Origin of the sequence: Streptomyces albofaciens JCM 4342, from assembly GCF_008634025.1 — a bacterium.
In the GTDB taxonomy this organism is placed as follows: domain Bacteria; phylum Actinomycetota; class Actinomycetes; order Streptomycetales; family Streptomycetaceae; genus Streptomyces; species Streptomyces albofaciens.
Genome location: NZ_PDCM01000001.1, coordinates 3,802,798 through 3,824,555 on the forward strand (window position 1 = coordinate 3,802,798; position 21,758 = coordinate 3,824,555).

Here is a 21,758-nt window from a genome sequence, read left to right on the forward strand (position 1 = left end):
TCAACCTACAGGTGAAAACGGTTTCCAAACACGTTCTGTCACTCCAAAGGGGTCAGGCGCACGACGCCAGCACGTCCAGCAGCCGGTCGATCTCCTCCGGCGCGTTGTAGGCGTGCAGGCTCACCCGGACCGAGTGCTGCCGCTCACCCCCGCTGCCCTGGCACAGGCTGTCCGAGCGGACCATGAAGCCGTGGTCGAACAGGGCGAAGCCCAGGTCGCCCGAGGCGATGGCGTGGTGCCGGAAGGTGACGATGCCCCGGCGCCGCTGGACGTCCGCGTCGGCCGCCAGGCTGCGCCGGCACCCCAGCACCTCGTACGCGGGCAGCCGGCGCAGCCCCTCGGTCAGCCGGGCGGCCAGGGCGGTGGTCCACCGCTCGACGCGATCGGTGCCGACGGTGTCCAGCCAGTCGAACGCGGCCCGCAGGCTGCGGATGCCGGTGGTGTTCGGGCTGCCGTCCCACCCGCCGGGCTCGAACACCGGGCCCCGCGCGTTGCGGGCCCACACGGCGCCGGAGCCGGGCAGCGCCAGCGCCTTGTGCCCGGAGAAGACGGCGAAGTCCACGTCCAGGTCCGCCAGCGACACGGGGATGTGGCCGACGCTCTGGGCCGCGTCCAGGCAGATCGGCACCTCGGGGCCGACCGCGCGGCGGATGCGGTGCACGTTCATGTCACCGCCGTAGACGTGGTGGACGTGGGTGACCGCCACGAAGCGGGTCCGCGGCCCGGCCAGCTCGGCCAGGGCCTGCGGATCGTAGTCGCCGGAACCGGCCTGGTACGGCATCGGGCGGACCCGGATCCGCACCCCCTGCCGCGCGAGCAGGTCCCGTACCTCCAGCCACGGGACGATGTTCGCCTGGTGATCGGCGAGCGGGACCACGATCTCGTCCCCGTCCGACAGATGACCGGCCAGCCAGTCCCGCGCGACGGCGCGCAGCCCCGCCGTCGCCCCGCTGACGAAGTGCACCCCGGAGCGCTCCGGCGCCGGGTCGCCGAGGAACTCCTTGACCCGCTGCCGGGTCTCCTCGACCAGCGCCGTGGTCCGGTTGGCCCAGGTATAGGTGCCGCGTCCGGCGTTGGCGTTGCCGGTGGTGAGGTAGTGCTGCACGGCGTCCAGCACCGCCTGCGGCTTCTGCGTCGTGGCGGCGCTGTCCAGATAGGCCAGGTGCGGGGCGCCGGTGATGATCGGGAACTGGGCGCGGACGGCGGTGTGCCAGCCGCGCAGCTCCTCCAGCGCCGCGGTGGCGGGAACGTCCATCGTGGTCATCGGCCTCACTCCCGTACCAGCGGGGCGCCCGCGTCGCGCCAGGCGATGATCCCGCCACGCAGACTGCGCACGTCAGGATGGCCCATCCGGGTGAGCAGCGCGGCGTACCGGGCGGACTGCTCACCGACCGGGCAGGCCAGCAGCACCGGGCGGCTCTTGCTGAACGGCAGTCCGCCGCGGACCAGTTCGCCGAAGAGCTCGTCGACGATGTTGACGGACCCGGCGATGTGCAGCGCGGCGTAGGCGAACGGGCTGCGCAGGTCCACGACGAGCGGGCGCTCGCGCTCGATCCAGCGCTCGGCGCCCTCGACGTCGATGTCCGGCGCCGCGCGCACCTCGGCGTCGGTCAGCGTGGCGGGGGAGTTCGGCTGCGGCGGCCGGCCCAGCAGCTCGGGGCGGCGCTGGCGTACGTACCCGAGGTAGCTCTCGATGCGGTCGCAGACGATGAACACCGCGGTCCGGCGCTCCGCGGGCCGGTCCGGTTCCGGGCCGGGTGCCGGCGCCGCGTCCAGTTCGCGCAGGTACCGTACGGCGCCGAAGTACGCGGCCCCGCTGGTCGGCCCGGCCAGGATGCCGCACCGCCGGGCCAGCGTCAGCATGCCGTCGAGCGCCTCGTCGACGGTGACGGACGCGAGGGTGTCGTAGGTGCCCGGGTCGAACAGGCCGACCTCCTGCACCTCGTCGATGGTGCGGATGCCCGGCACGAAGTCCGCCTTGTGCGACACCAGCCCGACGACGCCCACCCGCGGATCGTGCTCGCGCAGCACCCGGGCGACCCCGGTGGACGAGCCGGCCGTCCCCACACAGGCGATGAACCAGTCCGGGGCCCGGCCGTCCAGGTCCTTGACGATCTCCGGCCCGGTGCCCTCCACGTGGGCCTGCGTATTGCGGTCGTTGTAGTACTGGTCGGTGTACAGATAGGCACCGTCCGGTTCGCTGAGCGCCTGGTGGAACTGGGTGAGCGGATCGTCGGTGTTGGTCGGGTCGAGGCATTCGGTCTGCCCCGGCAGTTCCTCGACCTCCGCGCCCAGCAGCAGGAGGAGGTCCTTGACCTCCGGAATGCGCATGCGGTTCGTGACGGTCTTGAAGGGCACCCCGTGCATCCCGGCGAGCACGGCCAGCGCCTTGGCCGTGTTGCCGCTGGACAGCTCGACGACGGTACGGCCCTCGTCCGCGGCCGTGGCCAGGCCCTGGCGTGCCATGTTCCAGGCCGCCCGGTCCTTGACCGAACCGAACGGGTTGAGCATCTCCAGCTTCGCGTAGAGATCTATGGTGCGCAGGCCGTGGACGGACGGATCGATGCGTACGAGCGGGGTGTTGCCGATGGCGTCGGTGATGCGCTCGAACCTCATGCAGTCCCTTTCGTCCGGCGGGATAGGTGCGGCCAGTACTGCTCGTCCAGGCACCAGCGCCAGGGCGCGTCCTCCTGGCCGGGTCCGTCCGCCGCCCCCTCCTGCCATACGGCGACCTTGCGGGCGACGGGCTGCCGCTGCGCCTCGTCGGCGCTGAAGTCCATGCAGTAACCGGCGGTGTTGGCGAACGCCAGCAGGTCACCGGGGTGCGGCGCGGCCGGCAGATGGACCGCGCGCCGGGTGATCATGTCGGCCTCCAGGCACAGGTTGCCCGCGAGGTAGACCGCCACCGGGCCGCCGTCCGGGACCGGCCGCGCGGTACGCGGCACGAGGACGGGGTCGACGAGGACGCCGTGCTCCTCCAGGCCGATGTCGTCGGCGTTCGCGTCCAGGCGTACGAGGAGGTGGTCGGGGGCCGTACGGCCGCGGGCAGCGGGCTCACCCTCGGTGGCTTCCGTACGGCGTACCTCAAGCACCCGCGCCAGGGTGACCCCGCACTGGTCCACCAGGGCGCGGCCCGGCTCGGTGTGCAGCTCGTACAGGTTCTCCAGCAGCAGGGTGGCCAGCGGGCGGCCCAGCGAGGGGGCGGGGAGCGACAGGAGTTCGTCCAGGTACTGGGCGCCGGCGGCCGGGCGGTGGGCGGGGTAGAGGGCGAGCGCGCCGCGCAGGGTGCCGTTCTCGTTGCGCAGGCCGTAGGTGTGGCGGCGCCAGGTCATCGGCGGGCGGGTGCCCAGCGCGGCGTTGGTCAGCTCGGTGGTGTAGCGCTGCCACTGCGCGCCGTCGGCGAGGTAGTCGGTGCCGAAGCCGCCGCCGATGTCCACGGCACGCGGCGTGAGGCCCCGGGCGCGGCACGTGTCCAGGGCCTTGACGCACCCTTCGAGGGCGACCGCCTTCTCGGCCGGGCTGGTGGTGTCGAGGTGGTAGCCCACCCCGGTCAGCTCCACCGCGTCGCCGTGCCGTTCGACCGACTTGAGCAGGCCGTCCAGGTCGCCTTCGGCCGTACCGAAGCGGCTCTGCCGGGTGAGCAGCCTGACGCCGGGGGCGCGGAAGCCGGAGAGCCGCAGCAGGACGCGGACGCGGGGGAGGTGGTGGTCCCGCACCAGCGTGGCGAGTTCGTCCAGTTCCCCGGGGCCGTCGACGTGGACGGTGGCGCCGGAACGGGCCGCCAGCCACAGGAACGCGGTGTTCTTCGGCCCGGTCGCCAGGATCCGGTCCGGTGCGAACCCGGACCCCAGCGCGTGCTGGAGTTCGCCGAGGGACGCCACGTCCATCCCCGCGTCCGTGGCCGCGAGCCGCCGCACCAGGGCGCTGGACCGGTTCGCCTTGTGCGCGAAGTGGATGCCGCCGCTGAGGTGGTGGCGCCGGTAGACGGCCCGGAAGGCGGCGAGGTTCTCGGCGATCCGGTCCGGCAGCAGCACGTTCAGCGGCGAGCCGAGTCCGCCGGCGAGCGTATGGAGAAACGTCCTTGCGCGGAGCAGGGAAACCAGCCGGGACTCCAACCGCGGTTCCAGGTACAAGGGAACGTCCATACGGAATACTTCCCCCGGTACGGACCCGAGGCCACCTCGTACGCGGAACCGGCCGGGCGTACCGGCCGCGGCGGGCGGCCGGTACGGTCCCTCACCCGGAGGCGGTCCGGGACTCCGCCAGGTGCCGGACGCCGGACCGCACGGCCCAGAAGAACACCGCGAGCGCGAACACCGCCACGGTCAGCGAGTCGTACGGAGCGGGCAGCCGGCCGGATCCCCCGAAGCTGCCCAGCCAGGACAGCACGGTCAGCGCCCCCAGGTACACCACCAGCCAGGCGCCGGTACGCAGTTCGGTGAACAGGGGCAGCCGTCGTCCGGCACCGTCCCGGTCGCCCACGGAGTCCGCCGCGCCGTCCCCGGAACGCCGCATGGCCAGGAAGATCAGCAGCCCGCCGAGGACCAGCGGCAGTGCCAGCCGCAGGTTGTGCCAGCCCGACCAGTACACGAACTCGCCGGCCACCACGAAGCTCACCGGCGCGATCCAGCGCAGGCCCGGCACCCAGCCGGACGTGGTGCTCCCGGGGTCGGCGAGGAAGACCGCCGCGGCGACCGCGGACGCCCCGTAGATCAGCAGGTACATGTTGCCCATGACGCTGACGATGTCCTGCCAGCCCCCGAACGGCAGCAGGAAGACCACGATCACCGCGAGATTGATCACCAGCGCCCGGCGCGGCACGCCGAACCGCTCGTTGACTGCCATGAAGTAGCGGGGGAGGGTGCGGTTCTTCGCGAGTGCGTAGGTGTGCCGGGCGTTGATCGCCACGCCCACGAACGCGGAGCCGCCGGGGGAGATCACCGCGTCCGCGTACAGCAGGCTGGACAGCCAGTGGAGGTTGAGGATCAGGGCCAGCTGTCCGAAGGGGGAGTCGAAGGAGACACCCTTCCAGCCGCCGCCGAGCAGGTTCTCGGGGACGGTGAACAGGAACGCCACCTGGAGGGCCAGGTACATGGCGACCGCCAGGGCGATGCCGGTCAGGACGGCCGCGGGAATGGTCTTGCGGGGATTGCGGGCCTCGCCCGAGAAGTCCAGCGGCGCCTGGAACCCGTTGACCGAGTAGACGATGCCGCCGCCGGCCAGCGCGGTCAGGCAGGCGGCGTACCCGTACGGGGCGAAGCCGCCGTGGTCGGTCAGACGTCCTTCGTGCCAGCCGGAGGCGACGAGCGCGATCACGGTGATCACCGGCACCGCGATCTTGAACACCGAGACCAGGTTGTTCAGCCGTGCGAACAGCCGCACCGCGTACCAGTTCAGCGCCGTCAGGACCACACTGAGCGCGGCGGCGACCCCGACCCCGGCCAGGGTGAGGGTGTGGCCGCTGTAGAGGCCCGGCACATAGTGCGCGGCGTACTGCATGATCGCGCTGATCTCGGCCGCGGTGCCGCCCACTGAGAGCAGCACCGACCAGCCCACCAGCGTGCCGACCAGCCGGCCACTGGCGAACAGCGGCCAGCGGACCGTACCGCCGCCCTCGGGCCGCGACGCGCCCAGCTCGACCATGACCAGGGCGACCAGCGCGCACAGCAGGCCGGCGCCGATCCAGGAGAGCAGCGACGCGGGTCCCGCCGTCTGCGCCGCGTACAGGGCGGCGAACAGCCAGCCGGACCCCACGATGTTGGAGAACCCGATCGAGGTGAGCCCCCAGAACCCCAGGTCACGGCGCAATCGGCGCTCCTGCGCCAGCACCACTGGCGCACCGGCCCCATCGACCTCATCCGTCACCTGACGTTCCGACACCGAACTTCCTTCCTGCTCCGTTACCGACGGCTCATGACCGTCCGCATGCGGATTCTGCCGCTCCATGGCCGAAAAAGCGCACGTCACCACGCGCGGACGGGGAGTGGGAGACCGATATGTCCGGTGGCGGAGTGCCCGATATCTGCCCTGATGGCGGGAGATGGCGGGCGGTCACAGGGTGACTCGCCCGCCGGAAAGGAAGAAGATGACGGCTGTATGAAATCTGCGGCCGGCCGGTCGGCCAGCCAGTCGGCCGGGCGTCGTACGGTGCCGTGCGGCGGGGTGCGGCGGGGCGCGGCCACCGACACACCGCGCCCCGCCGCACCGCCCGGTCAGCTGCGCAGCGGACCCTCGCAGGCGAAGGACGCGCTCCCGGCCCGGCCGTCGGACCAGACGTCCACGGCCCCGAAGGAGCAGTTCATGTCGGCGAGGTTGTTGGCGGCGGCACCGGCCCGGTCCAGCAGGAAGTAGTCGACGGTCTCCGACATGTCGGCGAAGACCCGGTCCGGGTCGCGGGCGTCGGAGAGGTGGGCGGTGATCCGGCCGGTGCAGGTGAAGCGGGACCGCCCGGCCGGCTCTCCGGTGCCCGTACAGACGGGGGTGATGTACGTGGCCCGGGTGAAGGCCGCCCGCACCTCGGACGCCTCGGCGAACCGCAGCGACCCGTTGGGCGTGAAGGCGGTCCGCGGCACGTACAGATCGTCGGCCTTCGGGATCTGGGCGTCGAGGAAGGCGTCGTACGCGCGCTGCAGCCCGCCGTCCGCGCCCAGCCGGGTCCGCCAGGCGTCGAACCCCTTCGGGTCGTCGGCGCGCTGGTAGCCGTACATCTCCCGCAGCAGCGACGGCCGCTGCTGCCACAGGAACTCGAAGAACGTCCCGGCGTAGTCGTAGAAGCGGAAGCCGTCACCGGCGTACGTGGCGTGCAGCAGCCGGTCGACGCTCATTCGGGGACCGCCGTTCGCGGTGTCCGCGATCACGCCCTTGACCAGGGATTTGCGCACCTTCACCCCGTCGTCGCGGGTGCTCCCGGCGAAGAACTCGGCGGTGCCCTCGTCCATCGCGGTGGTCAGGTCGCCGGTGTACCAGGGCCCCTCGCCGAAGCTGCCCGGCACGGCCCAGCGGCCGTTCAGGTAGTGGGTGTACTCGTGCCGGAACAGCTCTTCGAGGGTGAGCGAGGAGTCCTGCGGGACGCGCCGCTGGTAGGTGTAGAAGGTGGCGCCGTTCTCGATGTAGACGCCGCCGTTGTCCGTGCCCATGCCGGTCAGCAGCGGGTGCATGATCTCGTACTCGGCGCGCGAGGCGTACAGGTGGACGTGCAGCGTGGTGTTGGTGTCGCCGGCCAGCGGCACGTCCGTGCCGAGCACCCGGAAGAACTGCGCCTTGACCTGCTTGCTCGCGTAGTAGAGCTGGTCGACGGTGGCCCGGTCCAGCGCGGTGCGCACCTCCAGGGTGCCCTGGTCGTAGGTGTACGTGTGCGGGAAGATCTCGCGTTCCAGCTGCGCCCGGCAGACGCCGTACCGCGCACAGTCGCCGAAGAAGTTCAGCCAGCCCGCCACCCCGGCCCACGGGGCGCTGCGGCGGCCGAAGTTGGCCTCGGTGACGGTGAGCAGGCCGCCGAGGTCGCTCACGATGGAAGTCTTGAGGGCGTCGATCTGTCCGAAGCGGCCGTACTCGCCCAGCGCGTCGCGCACCGCCCAGGCGTTGGCCGTGCCCTTCAGATGGGTGTGGCCGGAGAAGGCGCGGAAGTCGGCGCGGTACGCGGCGTCGGCGGTCACCGCGGCCCGGAAGGCCGTGTCGTTGTTGCCCGGGTACACGCCGAGGTAGTTGACGGTGAGCGCGGCGAGGGCGGCACCGCCCCACATCGGGTCCGTGGCGGTCGGCTTGCCGGGGCCCATGGTTGCCAGTACCCGTCTCACCAGCGGAAGTTGGTGCTGGCGCAGCCCCGGAGCGCTCGCGGTGGTGAGGGCTTCGCGCAGCGTCCCGGCGTTGTGCCGGGTCGGCTCGAAGGTGCGGGGCGCGGTTCCGTACGCGGCCACGGCCGCCCGCATCGCCTCGACCGTCGGGGCGTCCGTGACGTCGATCTCGGCACGCGAGAAGTCGTGGTACACGACCGCGTGCAGATAGGTGAACAGCTCGTACAGGTGGGTGGCGTCGGTGCCGTCGTGCTGCGGCGCGAGCGCGCTGATCCGGTGGGCGACGGCCTGTACGTGCGGCTGCGACATGACCGGGGCGAGCCGCGCGTCCCAGGTCCAGATCAGCCCGCGCAGACAGCCCTCGGCGGTGACGGCCGGATCGGTGAGGAAGTCCGCGAGGGCTTCGGGGCCGAGGCGGGTGAGGGCGTCGAGGGTGCAGGTGGGAGCGGTGCCCGGGCGGTGGCCGTCGGGAGCGCTTCCCGACAGGTCGCCGGGGGTGCGGCCGCGCGGCACGCGGCCGTTGCCGGGCGGCAGGTCCCGGGCCGCGGGCCGCGGCGCGTCGGCGAACCGGTCGGCCCGGTCGGTGTCGTGCCGCCGGTCCGCCGGGCCGCCGTCGGGGCCGGCCGCCGGCGCGACGTCGGCCGGCCGGCCGGGCGCCGCGCCGTGGGCGGCCTGCGCCGCGGGAAGGAGGAGGCCCACCGAAAGAACGGCGCTCAGCAGACCCTTGCGCACAGTGCGTAACGGAAACACCGGCTGCTCCTGGGTAGAGGGGGTGGGGGGGCACGTGCGGAGCCGCGCGACATCAACCACCGCGTGCCGAGCGGGAGTTGAGCCGTCCGCCGGGCCGCGGCGCGCCCCGTAACCTAGTAATGTGACATTGCACTGACAACCCGTCGGCCACGGGTTTCGGTGCCCGGGCTGTTCAGGGCTGTGCCCCGGACGCGCGCCCGGGTCCCCTCCGTCGTTCCTTCACCGCTCCGGCACCGTACGCGCCCACAGCGACCTCACATGCCCGAGATGCCGCGCCATGCACGCCTGCGCCCCCTCGGCGTCGCCCGCCAGCGCCAGGTCGAGCAGCTCCAGGTGTTCCTGCGCCGAGGGCAGCAGTTCGCCGCGCTCGTCGAGACCGGTCAGGCCGTACAGGCGGGATCGTTTGCGCAGGTCGCCGACGGTCTCGACGAGCCGGGCGTTGCCGGAGAGGGCGAGCAGGTCCAGGTGGAAGCGGCGGTCGGCCTCCAGGTAGCCGATCAGGTCGTGGGCCCGCGCGGCGGCGACGATCTCCTCGGCGAGCGGGCGCAGCGCGGTCAGTTGCCCGCGGGAGGCCGTGCGGGCCACCCGTCCCACGGTCGGCACCTCGATCAGGGCCCGTATCTCCGCGAACTGGTCCAGGTCGCGCTCGCTCACCTCGGTGACCCGGAAGCCCTTGTTGCGCACCGGCTCGACCAGCCCCTCGCGCGCCAGGTCGAGCATGGCCTCCCGCACGGGCGTGGCCGAGATCCCGAACCCGGCGGCGAGCGCGGGGGCGGAGTACACGGTGCCGGGGCGGAGTTCACCGGCGATCAGGGCGGCACGCAGCGCGTGGGCGGCCCGGTCGCGCAGCCGCTCCTGGCCGGTGATCGGTCCGAGGTGCTGCACATCGCCCCCTGGCTGGGCCCCTCGACGGGCGTCTGCGTACCCGGCGTGAACTGGGGCCCAGCGTACAAGGTGATGCCGCGACAGGGGATGTGCCCGGGCGTGCCGGGATGCGGCCCGGTGGCCGGTGAGGCCGGGGCGGCTATGGGGGTGTCGGCCGTACCTTCAGTTCGAAGCTGCCCCGCGTCTCGGAACCGAAGGGCCCCGCGTGGGCGTCGAACGACGACCCGCCGTACCGCTTGTCCAGTACGGACAGCGACCAGGTGGCCGGGGCGGCGAACATGGCGAGACATGCGGCGGCGAGGCCGAGGGTGCCGAGCCGACGGCGGCGCGTCCGGAGCCGGGGGACGAGCACCGCGACGGCGAGTGCCGCAACGCCGAGCAGTCCGGCCGCCGCGACGAGCGGCGTCAGCCACGGCGCGAAGTCCGCCTGCCCGGCCGCGAGATGCCCGGCCCAGGCCGCTTGCGCCGCGACGGCCGCGGGCAGGGCGAGGCGGGCGGCGCGGCTGCCGCGCTCCGTACGGTGAGCGCGCCACAGCGCGACGGTCCCGGCCGCGCTCAGGGCCGCGAGCGCCGGGGCCAGTCCCGCCACGTACGCCGTGTGCGGTACGGGTACGGCGCTCAGTACCGCCGCCGTGGTCAGCAGCCAGGTGCCCCACATCACGTATCCGGCGCGCGTCCGGTCCGTACGGGGGCGTCCGCGGCTGCGGGCCAGGCCGAAGACCAGGCCGAGCAGGGCCGGCGGGTAGAGCCAGCCGATCTGCCGTACCAGGCGTTCGCCGACCAGCTTGTGCGGGCGGTTGTTCTCCGGGTCCGAAGCCACGATGCCGCCGCGCCTGCCGCTCTGTGCGGCGCCGCCGCCGGCGGGCTTCGAGTTTCCGTCCGCGCCGAAGGCGGCGCCGTTGCCGGACTGCCCGAACCGGCCGAAGCCGTTGTAGTCGAAGACCATGGAGAAGGCGCTGTCGCCCGAGTTGCCGCCCACCTGCGGACGGACGTCCTTGGGCGTGAACGTCATCAGCAGCACCCAGGACAACGACACCGCGCCCATGACCGCCCCCGCGGTCAGCAGATGGCCGAGCCGCCTGCGCAGCGTGACCGGCGCCGCGAGCAGGTACCCCACGGCGAGCGCGGGCACGATCAGCCATGCCTGCATCATCTTGGCCTGGAAGCCCAGCCCCACCCAGACCCCGGCGAGCACCAGCGCTCCGAGCCGCCCGCCTTGCACGGCCCGCTGGTACTGGTCCACCGCCAGCACCAGGCACATGATCAGGGACGCGTCGGGGATCGCATGGCCGAACATCGAGGCCGCCACAGGCGTGAGCGTGAAGAGCCCGGCCGCCAGGAGGCCGGTCGCGGGGCCCTGCCAGCGGCGTACGACGCGGTACATGACCAGGACGGACACGACGCCCTCGACGCACTGCGGCAGCGTCAGCGCCCAGTCGTGGAAGCCGAAGACGCGGGCGGAGAGGGCCTGCGGCCAGAGGAAGCCGCCGATCTTGTCGAGCGTGACCGTGGCGGCGGGGTCCAGGGCGGTGAAGAGGAACGCCTTCCAGCTCCCGGTCATGCTGCGGGCGGCGTCCGAGTAGTACGGGGCCAGCCCGCTGCCGACGAGGTTCCACGCGTACAGCAGCGCGGCCGACGCGGCGACGGCGAGCAGGGCGGGGCGCGCCCACGGTGGCTGGCCGCCGGGGGAGCGCCACAACTCCCAGCGGCGGCGCGGGCGTCGGCGGACCGCCGCTCGCCGCGACGCGCGGGTCGCGGTGGCGGCGGTGGACGGCGGGGACGGGGCCGAAGGGACTGATGATGCGGGCATGGCAACGGGGCCTCCCGGTCACGGGTGCGGTCGGGGCGGGACGTCCGCGCCGATGGTCGTCCCCTGTGGCGGGACGGACAAGGGAGGCGATTGTCCGGGAATTGTCCGGGAGATGACCGCGCTGCTCAGCGGGGCGGGCGGCCCGGCTCTCCGGACAATGCCGGGGCGGCGGGCGGTCGTCCGGGGGTGCGGGCCGTACGGCGGACGCTGTACGAGCGGCTGTGCGAGGCGTCCGGGGCAGGCTGCTGCGGGGTGTCTGCGCCGGGAAAACATCGATCACTGACTCCGCGGCGATGTAACGTGTGCTCATAACTAGCGCCACTTACGCGACGGTTGGCGCTTTCATTGCTACGGGGGAAGCGCGATGGCTGAGAACTTGGTCGGTATCTGGGCGGCGGGCTGGGCCGTGTCCCGAGGGACACCCCCGCCGGTCGCGACGCCCTGGGGGCTCTACATCGAGGTGCCCGGCAGCCCCGGCGAAGTGGGACGCCACGTCCTGCCGCGGACCGAGGAGGCGTTGGTCCGCGGCGCCGCTGCCTCGGTGTCCGCGCCGCGCACATGGATGAAGATGCCCGCGCGGTCGGACGGGACCGGTTCCTGGCTGCCCCAGGGGTGGGTGCGGGAGGAGGACGGGCACCTGATGGCCGTCGACCTGACGGCCACGTGCCCGGTCGTACCCCAGGGGTACACAGCGGCCGTGGAGACCGTGGGCGCCGTCACCTGCGTACGGGTACTGGACGCGGCGGGTGAGCAGGCGGCCAAAGGGCAGATGGCGGCCCTCGGGGAAGCCGTGGTCGTGGACCGGGTGGTGACGGAGGAGACCCACCGGCGGCGCGGGCTCGGCGGCTTCGTGATGCGTACGCTCGCCGACCGCGCCGTGGCTAAGGGCGCGGTCCTCGGCGTCCTCGGCGCGACCGACGCCGGGCGTGCGCTGTACGAGACGCTGGGGTGGAAGCGGCACGCGACGCTCGCGGAGTACGTCTACCGGCCCTGACGTTCACGAGCCCTGACGTCCACCGGCCTTGACGTCCACCGCCCCCGACCTCGAAGAGCGGGGTACCGGGCGGCCGTTACGGCTCCGTGGTGTTCCGGCGCGCGGAACCGCCGTCACCTTCCTGTGCCCTCACCGTCCTCCGCCGCCCGGGCGCCGTCCGTGCCCTCCGCAGCGGGGCCGCCGTCCGCCGCGCGGCGGTCCGTGCGCGGTGGGCGGACGGTGAGTTCGGCGACGGCACCGCCGTCCGGGGCGTTCGAGAAACGCAGGGTCGTACCGAGGACGCGCGCCTGCCCCAGGGCGATCGTCAGCCCGAGCCCGTGCCCGCGGTCCTTCCGGCCGTCCTTCGGGCGGCTCCGGAAGCGCTGCGGGCCCTCGGCGAGCAGTTCGTCGGGGTAGCCGTCGCCGTGGTCGCGCACCGTGACGACGGGTCCGTCCACGGTCAGGACCACCGGCGGGCGGCCGTGCTTGTGCGCGTTGACGACGAGGTTGCCCAGCACCCGCTCCAGCCTGCGCTGGTCGGTCTCCACCTCGCAGTCCCGCACCACCCGCACCTCGGCCTCCAGCCCGGAGGCCCGGACGGCGCGTTCGGCCAGCGGCCCGAGCCGGTGCACGTCGAGGTCGGCGCGCTCCACCTCCGCGTCCAGCCGGGAGATCTCCAGCAGGTCCTCGGTCAGCCGGCGCATGGCCTGCACGCGCTCCTGGACCATCTCGGTGGGCCGCCCCGGCGGCAGCAGTTCGGCGGCCGCGTGCAGCCCGGTGAGCGGGGTGCGCAGCTCATGGGCGACATCGGCGGTGAACCGCTGCTCGCTGTGCAGCTTGCTCTGCAGGCTCGCGGCCATCGCGTCGAGCGCGGCGGCCACGGCGGCGGTCTCGTCCCGCGCGTACTCGGGCCGCCGCGCGCGGGGGTCGTCCACCCGGGCGTCGAGGTCACCGGTGCTGATCCGGCGGGCCACCTGCGCGGTGCGGTCCAGGCGCCGGGTGACGCTCCGGGTGGCGTACAGGCCGACGACGAGGGTCAGGGTGATCGCGACGGCCGAGGACCCGATGATGGCCTGGTCAAGGCCGCTGATGACGGCCGCCCGCTGACTGTAGTCCTGGCCGACGGCCAGCGCCTTGCCGTCGGCCGGTGTCACCGCCCACATGGTCGGGCGGCCGTCCCGCTGCCCGAGCTGGGTGCCGCGCTCGCCCCGCCGCGCCATGGCCCGCAGGGCGGGCGGCAGCTCCGGCGGGTCCAGCCGCGCGTCACGGCCGAGCGGCTCCCCGGCCACGTACGAGGCGACGACCGAGTCCAGCCGTACCAGCGCCGCGTCCCTGGCCTGGTCCTCGGTCTGCCGGCTGACCAGGACGTGGACCAGGATGCCGAGCACCGCGGCCAGGAAACAGCACATGACCATGATGAACAGGGCGGCTTTCCAGCGCAGCGTCGCGGTCCAGGACGGCAGGCGCAGCCGTCGGCGCGCGCGGTCCCGAGCCGTGCGGGCGCTCACCGGCCGGCCTCGGGCGACGCGGAGGGGGAGGCGGCGGGGGAGCGCCGGTCGTATTCCATGAACCGGAACGCGGTGTCTCCGGGGGAGGGGGCACGCGTGGGCTCCTGCCGCAGCCGGGACGGTGCCGAGGTGGCCGGTGCCGGCCCGGCGCTGCGCGCTTCCCCGGGCCCGGCGCAGCCGCCGTCCCAAGCGGCCGCCGTCGCCCCGGCGAGGGCCGGCAGCCAGACCCGTACCGGTCCGGGGAGCGGCGGCCGTGGGCGGGGAAAAAGCACAGTGTTTCCAGTCGGTGGCTTACAGGAGCGCGGATCGTCGGACCCACGCGAACATGATGTTGGCTCTTTTCTGTTGCGGCAATCCGGCGGTTGTGTAACGGCCACCCGTAAGGCCTTGAACGGTGCCGTTACCGTTTCGGCCGCAGCCGTCCGCATACAGCGGTCCACCCCGGCTCTCCGGGCGGGAGTGCCGGGGCGGACCGACGTTTCCCCGGTTTCCTCGGTCGAGGAGTTTCGCCCTGACAGGACGTGCGGCTCCGCCGGGAGAGCCTTCCAGCAGCGCGTCGGCGACCTTGACCTAGACCAGCCACTGCCCCGGCCCGGCCGCCGGGGACTTCTGGCGGCGTGGACCAGAGGAGCACGGAGTTCGCGCGGGATACGCCGGAGAATTCACACAGCCGTGCGGACGCGGCGAATGCGGCGCACCGTCCGGCCGCGCCCGACGGAGGAATGCGTGGCCGCCGGCCGTGGCGCAGTGGCGGATATGTGGATCGGGAAAGAGGCGGGCGCGGGGAATTGCCGTGCCCGGTACCGGATGAGCGGGCGGCACGGCTCGGTATTCCGTGAGCTTTCACCGGTGCATTGCCCGGTGTGTTCCGCGGAACCCTCAGCCGCTCCCCGTCCCGCCCGGACCGGCCGCCGCCACCAGCGCCACCGCGGCCTCGCGGGCGCGCAGCGCCGTGTCCGGGTCGCCGCTGATCGTGGCCGTGGTGATCGCGCCGTCGAGCAGCAGCGCCAACTGCCCGGCCAGTGCTTCCGGGGAGGCGGGAATCTCCTGCACCAGGCCGGTGAGATACGCGTGCACGGCGTCCTTGTGGTCGCGCGCGGCGCGGGCCACGCCCTCCGACACGGCACCCAGTTCCCCGTACGCGTTGATGAACGCGCAGCCGCGGAAGCCGGGATCGGTGAACCAGGTGTGCAGCCAGTCGAAGACGGCGGCCGGCGCGTCCTGTGGCGTGGCGGCGTGCGCCTCGACGTAGTCGGCGAGGGCCGCGCGCCAGCGCTCGTCGCGATGCCGCAGATACGCCTCCACCAGCTCGTGCTTGGACGGGAAGGACTGGTACAGCCGCTTCAGCGACACGCCCGACGCGCCGCGGATCTCGTCCATGCCCACGGCCTGGATGCCCCGTGCGTAGAACAGCTCCTCGGCGGCGTCCAGCAGCCGTACCCGGGCTTCTTCCTGCTGCACAAGGCCTCCCGCTTCCCCTGAGAACGATCGTTCTCTAGAGTAGCGGACAGCGCGGAGAACGGCCGTTCTCCGCGTGGTTCCCCCTGCAAGGAGGCCGTCATGGCACCACGTCCCCCGCTCCCGCCGTTCGACCGGGAGACCGCGCTGAAGAAGGTCCGGGCCGCCGAGGACGCCTGGAACACCTGCGACCCCGAACACGTCGCGCTCGCCTACACCGAGGACTCGGTCTGGCGGAACCGGGACACCTTCCTCACCGGCCGCGCCGAGATCACGGCCTTCCTCCGCGCGAAGTGGGCGCGGGAACGGGACTACGCCCTGCGCAAGGAACTGTGGGCCCACCAGGACGACCGGATCGCGGTGCGGTTCCAGTACGAGTGCCGCGACGAGGACGGCCAGTGGTGGCGCAGCTACGGCAACGAGCTGTGGGAGTTCACCGGTGAGGGGCTGATGCGGCGCCGGGAGGCGAGCATCAACGACGTACGGATCAGCGCGGCGGAACGGCGCATCTTCGGGCCGCGGCCGGACGCCGGGAGCGGGACCCTCGTCCCGGTGTGGTGACCGGGGCGCGGCCCCGGTTCCGTGACGCGCGCCGCCCCGCCGGGACTCCCGGCGGGGCGGCGCCATGGGGTGCCCGGCGCGCCGTTGACGACGGCGGGCGCGCCGGGGCTGCGTCGGGCGACGCTTACTTGACGTTGATCCCGGTCCAGGCGGCCGCGACCGTCTTGTACTCGGTGCTGTTGGCGCCGTACAGGTCGGCGGCGGCCTTCAGCGTGCCGGTGCGGGCGCCCGCGTACTTCGTGGTCGAGGTGAAGTACGTGGTCAGCGCGCGGTACCAGATCTTCTCGGCCTTGGCGCGGCCGATGCCGGTGACCTTCGAGTTGTCGTAGGTCGGGCTGTTGTAGGTCACGCCGTTGATGGTCTTGGTGCCGCTGCCCTCGGACACCAGGTAGAACCAGTGGTTGGCCGGGCCCGAGGAGTAGTGCACGTCGACGTTGCCCAGCGACGAGGACCAGTAGTCCCTGGACGCGCCGTCCTTCGAGGGCTTGTCCATGTAGCGCAGCGGGGTGCCGTCACCGTTGATGTCGATTTTCTCGCCGATGAGGTAGTCGCCCTTGTCGACCGCGTTGTTGGCGTAGAACTCGGCCGCGGTGCCGAAGATGTCGGACGTCGCCTCGTTCAGACCGCCGGACTCGCCGCTGTAGTTGAGCCTGGCGGTGGCGGCGGTGACGCCGTGGCTCATCTCGTGGGCGGCCACGTCCAGCGCGGTCAGCGGGTTGCTGTTGTTCTGGCCGTCGCCGTACGTCATGCAGAAGCAGGAGTCCTGCCAGAACGCGTTGACGTAGTTGTTGCCGTAGTGGACGCGGGAGTACGCGGCCCGGCCGTCGTTGCGGATGCCGCTGCGGCCGTGCACGTTCTTGTAGTAGTCCCAGGTCACCGCCGCGCCGTAGTGGGCGTCGACGGCCGCGGTCTGGCGGCCGCCGCCCCACTTGTCGTCGGCGTCGGTGAACAGCGTGCCGGTGCCCGACGTGCCCTGGCGCAGGTCGTACGTCTTGTGGCCGCCGCGGGCGCCGTCGGTGAGGTTGTAGGTGCTGCCGCTCTTGGTGGTGGTGAGCGGGACGGTGCCGCTGTACGAGCTGGTGCCCGTACCGGTCTCGATCGTCTCGTCCTGGAAGAGCTTCTTGCCGGTCTTCGCGTCCGTGACGACGTGCAGCTCGCTGGGCGTGCCGTCCTTCTGGACGCCGGTGACCACGGTCTCGTACGCGAGGACGGGCTTGCCGGAGGCGGCCCAGATCACCTTGCGCGGCGCGTCCTTGGCCTCGGCCTTGGTGTTCTTCTCGGCGGCGGAGGCGGACAGCGCGCTCTTCTCGGCGGCGGCGGCCGGCTGCGCGGCGTCCGTGGTGGGCACGGCTATCTTGGCCTGCGTCGCCTTGTCGACGGTGCGCGTGCCGTTCTTCTTCTCGTGTACGACCAGGTCCCCGCCGAGGACCGGCAGGCCCTCGTAGGTGCGCTCGTAGCGCGTGTGCACCGTGCCGTCCGCGTCCTTGATGACGTCGCGGGCGATCAGCTTCTCCTGGCCGCCGAGGCCGATCTTCTGCGCGGTGACGGCGGCGTCCGCCTGGGCGCTCTGGATCGCGGCCACGCGCTGCTGGCCGGACAGCGCGAGGGCGCCGGTCGCGGCGTCGGGCTGGGCGGTGGCCGATCCGGTCTGGAAGGCGACCGCGACCATGGCGGCGGAGGCGACCAGAGCGGCGGCGCGGAGGGAGTGCTTGCGGGGGGTGGAGGTCATGCGTCTCAACTCAGTCTCCTAGCGCGGGCCGTACGGTTGCGGCCCGAATGAGGGGGAGGGCGGGCCCTGTCGGGCCGCCCGGTGGTGCAGGAGTGAATCGAGAGGAGAGTGCCATCACCCGACCGTTCTTGTCAGGTCTTCAACAAGGATTTCACATGGGGTTTGACGAAATGCGGTTGTTTGTCACCGATTTATGGCTGGTGAGCGACCGATTTTGTGAACAGCCCTGTGAACGCGGAGCGGACGACGACGGTCCGGGGCCGGTCGGTGAAGGAGCCCGGCATGCCGGAGGCCCGGCACCCACGAGCGGATGCCGGGCCTCCGTACCCGTACGGCCGGACTGCGTCAGGACGTGGGCAGCTTCGCGGACCAGGCGGTCACGGACAGCGTGCCGTTGTCCACCTCCTGATCGAACGGGACGACGCTGTGCGCGTTGCTGCCCGTCGGCGAGATCTGGAGGTACTTGGCGTGCGCGGTGCCCGCGCCGGTGTGCGTCCACACCAGGTCGGCGTAGGCGCTCCGGCCCGGCTTCAGCGTCACCCGGTGCACGCCCGGGTCCTTGGCGAAGTACGTGTCGCCGTGCCGCACCGTGGTCTTCAGCGCGGTGTGCCCGGCACCCTCCAGCGCCAGGCCCGGGTAACCGGATATCGCGCAGGCGACCTTGCCGGTGTTCTGCACCCGCAGGTACGTGCCCGAGTGGTTCATCCCGTGCTGGCTGCCGCCCGCGTCGGTGGTGGTCGCCTTCAGCGTCCCCGGCTGGCACTCCCCGGCACCCGCCGGCGCGGCGGCGGAGGCGACACCCGTACCCGCTCCGGCGGCGAGGGCGACGGCGGCGGCAACGGCGGCAGCGGTACGCAGACCACGCATGGTCGATCAACTCCTCTCTCCCCGGGCTCCGGGGAGAACGATCGGTGATGCACCGACCCGCCTGCCCCATGGACCCGACTCGATATGTACTCGGTCGCGGCTTTGGCCACATCCGATCGCATCCATGCGGCAGTGGGCAAAAACGTGCACCCCGTGCTTCCTTGCTTGCGTACCGTCCACTCTGGGCGGTGCCGCTGTCGATCGGCTAACGGGCCGCTAACGTCCGGCTACGGGCCGGCGCTGCGTACACAGCCGCGCTTCCGGCCGCAGCCGGTCGTCGAGCGCGGCACCGACCTCCGGGCAGTTCGCGCGGACGGTGTCGAGGAACGCGGCCAGCACGGGAGAGCGGTCCTGCGTGGCGAACGACAGGACCAGGTCGGGCAGCCGGGCCGGCGGGGTCACCCGGCAGAACCAGGCACCCTTGCGCGGAACCGCCGTCATCCGCGAGGGCCCCAGCCCGACCCCCACGCCGGACACGGCGAGGCTGATGATCGTGTGCACGTCCCGGGCGACCGTGGCGCTGTGACAGGCCGCCGAGTCCTCGCCCAGCAAGGCGCTCAACGCGAAGCCGATGGCCGGTTCGTCGTCGCAGGACGCCACGATCAGGTGCTGCTGCCGCAGCTGCGCCACGCTCACCGAGGGACGGCCCGCGTAGGGGTGCGCCGTGCTGACGACGGCGGTCAGATGATCGCGCCCGATGGTCACGGACGTCAGGTTCTCCGCCCCCTGGCCGCGTGGCCGCCCCAGCCCGACCGCCATGTCCAGCTCACCGGCGACCAACGCGGCGGTGCTCCGGCTGGTCGCCATCTCGTGCAGCTCCAGCCGCACTTCGGGGCGTTCCCGGCCGAACCGGGCGAGCACCCCGGGGAGCGGATCGAGCAGGGCCGAGGCGATGAAGCCCAGCCGCAGCCTGCCCGTCTCCCCGCGGGCGGCGCGCTGCGCGTCGGTCACGGCCGACGCCATCTCCGCCAGGGCCCGCCGGGCCCGGTCGAGGAACGCCGTACCCGCGGCCGTCGGGAAGACACCCTGCCGCGTACGGTCGAACAGCCGCACCCCCACTTCCCGTTCCAGGTCGGCGATCTGCTTGGACAGCGGGGGCTGCGCGATGCCGAGCGCCTCGGCCGCCCGGCCGAAGTGCTGGTGGTCGGCGAGGGCGAGGGCGTACCGCAGGTGCCGCGCTTCCAAGACCGGCTCCTTCCGTACGGGCGATGCCACGGCGATACCTCAAAAGTATCGTCGGCCCGCTTCTCAGATCTCAGCGTAGATGAAGGGTCGGCGCGCGAGATGTGCTGGGGACATGTCCGACACCGATCTTGAGACCACGGTCTTCGTCTTCGTCCACGGCGCCTGGCACAGCTCATGGCAGTGGGGAGCCACCCAGCGCGCGCTCGCCGCACTCGGCGCCGCGAGCGTCGCCGTCGACCTCCCGGGCCACGGCTTCGACGCGCCCGTACCCACGGGCTACGCCCTCCCCGGCCAACCCGCCCTGACCACCGAGAAGTCGCAGCTCGCCGGCTTGACCATGGAGGAGTGCGCCGACTCCGTGCTGACCACGCTGCGCAACGTGCGCCGCTTCCGTACCGTCGTGCTCGTCGCGCACAGCGCGGGCGGCGGACCCGCGTCGCTGGCGGCCGAGCGCGCTCCCGAACTGGTCGACCGGATCGTCTACCTCTCCGCCTTCGTGCCCGCCGGCCGTCCGCGCGGCTCCGACTACGTGGCGGCGCCCGAGAACGCCGCCGCGCTCGGCCGGGGCCTGCCGGTCGGCGACCCGGACGCGCTGGGCGCCATCCGTATCAACCCGCTGTCCCCCGACCCCGAGTACATCGAGGAGCTGCGGCAGACCCACTACCAGGACATCCCCGCGGACCGGTTCAGCCGCTGGCGCCTGGCGCTGAGCACCGATCTGCCCCTGGCGATCATGGAATCCCCGGTGGAGCTGACCGCCGGGCGGTGGGGCCGGATACCCCGGGTGTTCCTGCGCTGCGCCGACGACCGGGCGCTGCCGCTCGCCACACAGGACCTGATGATCGCCGAGGCCGACCGCGCCGTGCCCGTCAATCCCTTCACCGTGCACACCCTGCCCGGCAGCCACACCCCGTTCGCCGCCCGGCCGCGCGAGCTGGCGGCGGCGCTGGCCGCGAGCGTGCGGCCCGCGGAGGGCCGGTAGCGCGTCGGGAGCGCGGGCGCGCCCGTGATCAGGGCGCGCCCGCCGTCCACCGGTCAGTTCATGGTCGACCCGATCGGCGCGCCGGTGGTCAGGAAGGCGGTCACCGGGAGCGAGCCGTCCGCCCGGCGCGGGCCGTACGCGGTACGGGCGTCCGTCGACCGGAACGCGGGCGTCGCCACCCCGCGGTCCCAGGTGTTTCCGGTCGACACGGCGGCGGAGCCCACCTTCGCCGGCCGGCCGCCGTTGGCGACGGCCAGGTTCTTCGACAGACGGGCCTTGCCGGTGGCGAAGTAGAAGCCCTCCTTCTTGTTGGCGTACGCCGTGTTGCGCGTCAGCACGGTCGCGCCGGGATTGCTGTTCTCGGTGAAGCCGTGGAGTGTGTTGTCCCAGGCCGCGTTGTTGTTCACCACGTGTGCCGCGACCGTGCCGCCGCCGCCCAGCTTGAAACCGTTGCCGTTGCCCTCGAACGCCGGGTCGTTCCAGCGGTTCCTGCCGTTGCCGTACGCCCAGGTGTGCTCGATGGTGACCGGGCCGGCGAACTTCCACAGGTCCAGCCCGTCGTCCGCGTTGTCGAACAGCCGCGCCCCGGTGATCCGGTTGCCGGTGCCGGAACCGAACTTGACGGCGATGCCGTCGGCGTTCTGGCCGTGCGTGGCCGGGTCGAAGTTGCCGTGGCTGTCGAGATTCTGCACGAGGTTGTCGTTGGTGCCCTCGCCGCGCAGCGTGAAGCCCGAATTGCCGTTGTCGGCGGTGACCAGGTTCTTGAAGACGCCGCCGGTGGAGGAGGTGGCGACGAACCCGTGGGCGGGGGACTTGCGGAAAGTGAGGTTCTGGACGGTCCAGTAATCACCGGATATCCCGGCCAGCCAGGAGCCGGCGGGCAGCTTCGACCCGTCGATGACCACCTTCTCGCTGCCGTACGCGGTGAGGGTGATACGGGCCGAGGGCGTGCCGTCGGCGCCGCTCTTGAGGCTCCTGGCCGGGTGGTACGTACCGCCGCGCACCTGGATGGTGGTGCCGGCCTTGGCGTGGGCGACGGCATCCTCAAGGGCCGCGGCGGTCGACACGACGACGGTCCGCGGGGCCGCGCCGGCCGTGCCCGGGGCGAGCCCCAGCCAGGCCCCTCCCGCGCCGGCGGCCACGGCGACGGCGGCGGCGATGGTCAGGGTGCGGGTCCTGCGGTGACGACCGGTACTGCGCACGGCAGTCGATCCTTTCGTGGGGGACAGTTGCCGAGCGGCACCCGGGCACGCGCCC

16 protein-coding genes are annotated in these 21,758 nt (G+C 72.6%); 3 read left to right on the plus strand and 13 right to left on the minus strand.

The window, feature by feature from the left end; genetic code table 11:
- Nucleotides 1-52: 52 nt before the first annotated feature.
- The 7 genes from CP973_RS17080 to CP973_RS17110 all read right to left on the minus strand — a co-directional run bounded on the left by CP973_RS17080 (nucleotide 53) and on the right by CP973_RS17110 (nucleotide 11,238).
- Nucleotides 53-1,264, minus strand: coding sequence for an aminotransferase class V-fold PLP-dependent enzyme (locus CP973_RS17080; protein ID WP_150241634.1), 1,212 nt, complete (start codon nucleotides 1,262-1,264; stop codon nucleotides 53-55).
- 5 nt (nucleotides 1,265-1,269) lie between these two features.
- Nucleotides 1,270-2,616, minus strand: coding sequence for a pyridoxal-phosphate dependent enzyme (locus CP973_RS17085; protein ID WP_150241636.1), 1,347 nt, complete (start codon nucleotides 2,614-2,616; stop codon nucleotides 1,270-1,272).
- A complete protein-coding gene (locus tag CP973_RS17090; RefSeq protein ID WP_150241637.1) occupies nucleotides 2,613-4,145 on the minus strand; it encodes a type III PLP-dependent enzyme domain-containing protein in 1,533 nt (510 codons plus the stop codon). The genes CP973_RS17085 and CP973_RS17090 overlap by 4 nt, the downstream gene beginning before the upstream one ends.
- A 91-nt stretch (nucleotides 4,146-4,236) precedes the next feature.
- Nucleotides 4,237-5,880, minus strand: a complete 1,644-nt coding sequence (locus CP973_RS17095; RefSeq protein WP_425281973.1) for an APC family permease — start codon at nucleotides 5,878-5,880, stop codon at nucleotides 4,237-4,239.
- 332 nt (nucleotides 5,881-6,212) lie between these two features.
- A complete protein-coding gene (locus CP973_RS17100) occupies nucleotides 6,213-8,525 on the minus strand; it encodes a collagenase (protein ID WP_244409551.1) in 2,313 nt (770 codons plus the stop codon).
- Between the two features lie 237 nt (nucleotides 8,526-8,762).
- Nucleotides 8,763-9,428: a GntR family transcriptional regulator gene (locus CP973_RS17105; protein WP_150241641.1), complete on the minus strand. Its 666-nt coding sequence runs from the start codon at nucleotides 9,426-9,428 to the stop codon at nucleotides 8,763-8,765.
- Between the two features lie 139 nt (nucleotides 9,429-9,567).
- A complete protein-coding gene (locus tag CP973_RS17110) occupies nucleotides 9,568-11,238 on the minus strand; it encodes an ArnT family glycosyltransferase (RefSeq protein ID WP_208853199.1) in 1,671 nt (556 codons plus the stop codon).
- A gap of 364 nt (nucleotides 11,239-11,602) precedes the next feature.
- On the opposite strand from CP973_RS17110, the gene CP973_RS17115 reads away from it, so the two are divergent.
- The gene (locus CP973_RS17115) at nucleotides 11,603-12,232 is read left to right on the plus strand and encodes a GNAT family N-acetyltransferase (protein WP_150241643.1); all 630 of its coding nucleotides are present in this window, start codon (nucleotides 11,603-11,605) and stop codon (nucleotides 12,230-12,232) included.
- Between the two features lie 113 nt (nucleotides 12,233-12,345).
- Here CP973_RS17115 and CP973_RS17120 read toward each other — a convergent pair whose 3' ends face one another.
- Nucleotides 12,346-13,719, minus strand: a complete 1,374-nt coding sequence (locus tag CP973_RS17120; protein ID WP_150241645.1) for a sensor histidine kinase — start codon at nucleotides 13,717-13,719, stop codon at nucleotides 12,346-12,348.
- Between the two features lie 879 nt (nucleotides 13,720-14,598).
- On the minus strand, nucleotides 14,599-15,180 hold the full coding sequence (locus CP973_RS17125) for a TetR/AcrR family transcriptional regulator (protein ID WP_150241647.1): 582 nt from the start codon (nucleotides 15,178-15,180) through the stop codon (nucleotides 14,599-14,601).
- Nucleotides 15,181-15,279: 99 nt separating this feature from the next.
- Between CP973_RS17125 and CP973_RS17130 the strand changes: the two genes are divergently transcribed.
- Nucleotides 15,280-15,738 (plus strand): nuclear transport factor 2 family protein, encoded by a 459-nt coding sequence (locus tag CP973_RS17130; RefSeq protein WP_150241648.1) that lies wholly within the window; start codon nucleotides 15,280-15,282, stop codon nucleotides 15,736-15,738.
- Between the two features lie 124 nt (nucleotides 15,739-15,862).
- Here the strand turns inward: CP973_RS17130 and CP973_RS17135 are convergent, their stop codons facing one another.
- From CP973_RS17135 to CP973_RS17145, 3 genes are all read right to left on the minus strand, one after another.
- On the minus strand, nucleotides 15,863-17,467 hold the full coding sequence (locus CP973_RS17135) for a M4 family metallopeptidase (protein WP_208853200.1): 1,605 nt from the start codon (nucleotides 17,465-17,467) through the stop codon (nucleotides 15,863-15,865).
- 345 nt (nucleotides 17,468-17,812) lie between these two features.
- Nucleotides 17,813-18,334, minus strand: coding sequence for a DUF4232 domain-containing protein (locus CP973_RS17140; protein WP_150241652.1), 522 nt, complete (start codon nucleotides 18,332-18,334; stop codon nucleotides 17,813-17,815).
- Between the two features lie 216 nt (nucleotides 18,335-18,550).
- Nucleotides 18,551-19,519: a LysR family transcriptional regulator gene (locus CP973_RS17145; protein ID WP_150241654.1), complete on the minus strand. Its 969-nt coding sequence runs from the start codon at nucleotides 19,517-19,519 to the stop codon at nucleotides 18,551-18,553.
- A 112-nt stretch (nucleotides 19,520-19,631) separates the two neighbouring features.
- Here CP973_RS17145 and CP973_RS17150 point away from each other — a divergent pair, with 112 nt between their 5' ends.
- Nucleotides 19,632-20,501 (plus strand): alpha/beta fold hydrolase, encoded by an 870-nt coding sequence (locus CP973_RS17150; protein WP_150241656.1) that lies wholly within the window; start codon nucleotides 19,632-19,634, stop codon nucleotides 20,499-20,501.
- 53 nt (nucleotides 20,502-20,554) lie between these two features.
- On the opposite strand, the gene CP973_RS17155 is transcribed toward CP973_RS17150, so the two are convergent.
- Complete coding sequence (locus CP973_RS17155) at nucleotides 20,555-21,703, minus strand: right-handed parallel beta-helix repeat-containing protein (RefSeq protein ID WP_150241658.1); 1,149 nt, start codon at nucleotides 21,701-21,703, stop codon at nucleotides 20,555-20,557.
- Nucleotides 21,704-21,758 lie beyond the last annotated feature (55 nt).

Bases quoted from the DNA above. Each gene is read 5' to 3' on its own strand.
- CP973_RS17080 (WP_150241634.1), bottom strand. From the start codon at position 1,264: ATGACCACGATGGACGTTCCCGCCACCGCGGCGCTGGAGGAGCTGCGC.
- CP973_RS17085 (WP_150241636.1), bottom strand. From the start codon at position 2,616: ATGAGGTTCGAGCGCATCACCGACGCCATCGGCAACACCCCGCTCGTA.
- CP973_RS17090 (WP_150241637.1), bottom strand. From the start codon at position 4,145: ATGGACGTTCCCTTGTACCTGGAACCGCGGTTGGAGTCCCGGCTGGTT.
- CP973_RS17110 (WP_208853199.1), bottom strand. From the start codon at position 11,238: ATGCCCGCATCATCAGTCCCTTCGGCCCCGTCCCCGCCGTCCACCGCC.
- CP973_RS17115 (WP_150241643.1), top strand. From the start codon at position 11,603: ATGGCTGAGAACTTGGTCGGTATCTGGGCGGCGGGCTGGGCCGTGTCC.
- CP973_RS17130 (WP_150241648.1), top strand. From the start codon at position 15,280: ATGGCACCACGTCCCCCGCTCCCGCCGTTCGACCGGGAGACCGCGCTG.
- CP973_RS17135 (WP_208853200.1), bottom strand. From the start codon at position 17,467: ATGACCTCCACCCCCCGCAAGCACTCCCTCCGCGCCGCCGCTCTGGTC.
- CP973_RS17140 (WP_150241652.1), bottom strand. From the start codon at position 18,334: ATGCGTGGTCTGCGTACCGCTGCCGCCGTTGCCGCCGCCGTCGCCCTC.
- CP973_RS17150 (WP_150241656.1), top strand. From the start codon at position 19,632: ATGTCCGACACCGATCTTGAGACCACGGTCTTCGTCTTCGTCCACGGC.